Here is a 2,921-nt window from a genome sequence, read left to right as displayed (position 1 = left end):
GGCGGCGGGCCAGCTTGTCCGGAATGAGTTTGACCCGCTCGCGCAGCTTGCCCGCCAGCGCAGCGAGCTGGCCGAGGTGTTGCGGCAGCATGGCTTCGAGTTTTTCCCGCAGCTGGCGGCTCAGTACCGGTGCCGCGCCTGCGCTGGAGATGGCCACCATCAGCGGCGAGCGGTCAATGATGGCGGGCATGATAGCGCTGCAGTGGGCCGGGGAGTCCACCACATTGCAGAAGATCTGGCGCAGGTTCGCCTCATGAAAGACCTGCTGGTTGACCTCTTGCTGGTTGGTGGCGGCGATCACCAACCACTTGCCATCGAGCAGTTCGGGATGAAAGCTGGCGGCGCAGACGGTCAGGCGACCCTGCTCGGCCCAGCTCATCAGCTGGGGTTCCAGATGCGGGGCATTGATGGTGATCTTCGCCTTGGCATCGAGCAGCAGACGCGCCTTGCGCACCGCCACCTCACCGCCGCCGACGATCAGGACCGGCTTGTTTTGCAGCTGACAGAAGAGAGGGAGAAAGTCCATAACAGGCTCCGGATGCTGGCCCGTTCGCAATGCCGCGTCGGGCGAGATAGCAGGGCACGCCGTGGCGCACCCCGGATGGTCGGGGGAAAGATCCCCCGACGGGAATAAAAAAGGGGAAGGGTGATCTACGCCCGGGCCAACGACAGATCCCCACCGGTGTCGGCCACTTGATCACGCTTCCCCAAACGAGGTTTTTCCTATTGCACCGCTTTGACGTGCATGTTGGCGACGTACTGATCTTCGGCCCAGAAGATACGGTCAGCGACCATGGCTTCCGGGTTGAGGGTGACGCCGCGCAGCACCCGCTCCTTGAACTTGTGATAACCGGCCCGGTCGATAAGGTGACCCATGTGCAGATAGATGGGTTTGCCATCCAGCATCTCGGCCTCGAACTCGAACAGGTTCTTGATCACTGCATGCAGCACCTCTTCGGTCACCCAGTTGAGGAACAGTTTGCCGGTACGGGGAGTCTTCTTGCTGGTGCGTCCTCCCAGCTTGACCATATAGAGCTGCTTGGGATCCCGCTGCCAGGCCAGGGTCGGGCAGGCCAGCACACACTCGCCACAGCCGATACACTTGCTCTCCTCCTTGACCGCCTTGCCATGCTTGATGGCGAGGCAATCCACCGCGTGGTGGCTGCATGCCTTGACGCAGGCGCCGCAGCCGATGCAGCGCTCGGCATTGAAGTGGATTTTGGCGATGCCGAGGATGCCGAAGTCGGCCATGTTGGCCTTGGCGCAGTCGTTGGGACAGCCGGCGATCACCATCTTGAGGTGATAGGGGTTGGGGTAGAGGTGCTTCTCCATCCGCTGAGCCAGCCCGGTGCAGTCGATATTGCCCTTCTGGCAGATGGTGTTGCCCTGACAGGCGACGATATTGCGCCCGCCGATGGTCTGGTAACCGGCTGTGGTGTCCTCTACCTCGATGCCGCAGGCCTCCACCTCGATCTCCTTGATAAAGGGTTCGAGGGCGGCGTTGACCTTGTCCATGTCCTGATACTTGATGCCGGGCATCGCCAGCTTCTGGCGGGTGGTGAGGTGGATCAGGCCGTTGCCATACTGTTCGGCGATCTGCTGGGCCACTGCCAGCAGGTGGGCGGGCATGATCCCGCCGGGAATGCGTACGCTGATCATCGCTTCGCCGCGCACCTTTGAGAGGCGGTATTCGTTCTTGGCGCGGGCCTTGATGATGTCGATATCGAGACTCATGGTGTTCTCCCTCAGTCGATCAGATGCTGGGCCTGGTCAAAACGAAAGACCGGTCCATCCACGCAGATATAGGTGTCGCCCATCCGGCAGTGGCCACACTTGCCAACGGCGCAGGCCATGCGGCGTTCGTAGTCGACCCAGATGCGATCCTTGGGGATGCCCCGTTCGAGGAAGGCGAGCACCACGAAGCGGATCATGATGGGGGGGCCGACCACGATCACTTGGATATCCTCCTTGTCAGCGAGATCCAGCTGGTCGATGTAGTCGGTGACCCGGCCGATGCGAAACTGCTCGCTCTCCTTACCCTCATCCAGGGTGACGATGAGGTTCTGCTGCTCGGCCCAGAGCGGCATCTCGTGGCGATAGAGCACCGCCTGCTCGTTCTTGAAGCCGAGGATCATGTCGAGGGATTTCACCTCTTCCGGATGTTTGCTGAAGCGGCGCAGCAGCCCCTTGACCGGCGCGACGCCGGTACCGCCCGCCACCACGATGAGGTGCTGGTTGCGGTAGGTCTCCAGCGGATAGCCGTTGCCGTGGACGCCGCGCATCCACACCTTGTCGCCCACATCGAGGGCAAACAGCGCATCGGTCACCTTGCCGACCTTGCGGATCAACAGGTCCACATAGCCATCGCCATAGTCGGAGACCGAGATGGGCGCCTCGCCGACGGTGGGCAGGGAGATCTCCACAAACTGGCCGTAGTGGACATCAAAGTCGCGGGAGACCCGAAAGTTCCACTCCAGCTCGGTGTGGCGCTCGATGGCCAGAATGGTGTAGGCCTTGGGCAGCAGGCGGTTTTCGACCACGTCCTGCTGCGGTTCTGCTGTTGCGGTTTGCTGGCACTGGCACATATCAGTTCGCCTCCTGCGCGTTGTCGGCTGCGATGGTCTGTTCGACCACATCGGTCATCTTGTTGATGATGTTGCTAAAGGAGATGTAGTGAGGGCAGCGATCGTCGCAGCGGCCACAGCCGACGCACATGTGCTCCTCTCCCTGACGGGCCTTGTAGTCGTTGACCTTGTGCAGGGCGCGATAACGCAGGCGCTCGCCATGCTTGGCGCGAAAACCGTGGCCACCGGCCATGTCGCTGAAGCCATCCACCATGCAGCTGGCCCACTGGCGACGGCGCTCACCCTGCTTGGGGTTCTCTGCATAAGTGAGGTCGTGCACGCTGTAGCAGCTGCAGG

At 61.8% G+C, this 2,921-nt stretch carries 4 protein-coding genes; all 4 read right to left on the bottom strand.

All coding sequences use genetic code 11. The features are described 5' to 3' along the window. On the bottom strand, positions 1-526 hold a 526-nt coding region (locus L972_RS21930; RefSeq protein WP_047438967.1), incomplete at its 3' end, for an NAD(P)-dependent oxidoreductase. A 197-nt stretch (positions 527-723) separates the two neighbouring features. Then, complete coding sequence (asrC, locus tag L972_RS13850) at positions 724-1,734, bottom strand: sulfite reductase subunit C (protein ID WP_047438922.1); 1,011 nt, start codon at positions 1,732-1,734, stop codon at positions 724-726. 11 nt (positions 1,735-1,745) lie between these two features. Continuing rightward, the gene (asrB, locus tag L972_RS13845) at positions 1,746-2,585 is read right to left on the bottom strand and encodes an anaerobic sulfite reductase subunit AsrB (protein ID WP_021229668.1); all 840 of its coding nucleotides are present in this window, start codon (positions 2,583-2,585) and stop codon (positions 1,746-1,748) included. Between the two features lies 1 nt (position 2,586). Then, positions 2,587-2,921, bottom strand: a 335-nt coding sequence (locus tag L972_RS13840; protein ID WP_047438919.1) for a 4Fe-4S dicluster domain-containing protein, incomplete at its 5' end; no start/stop codon positions are given.

The organism is Aeromonas sp. ZOR0001 (assembly GCF_000801015.1).
Lineage (GTDB): Bacteria > Pseudomonadota > Gammaproteobacteria > Enterobacterales > Aeromonadaceae > Aeromonas > Aeromonas veronii.
Note: the sequence above shows the minus strand (reverse complement) of the source record. Positions and strands in the feature narration are given on the sequence as shown.

What these genes read in the sequence shown, in the direction of transcription:
- asrC (WP_047438922.1), bottom strand. Translation starts at nt 1,734, where the DNA reads ATGAGTCTCGATATCGACATCATCAAGGCCCGCGCCAAGAACGAATAC.
- asrB (WP_021229668.1), bottom strand. Translation starts at nt 2,585, where the DNA reads ATGTGCCAGTGCCAGCAAACCGCAACAGCAGAACCGCAGCAGGACGTG.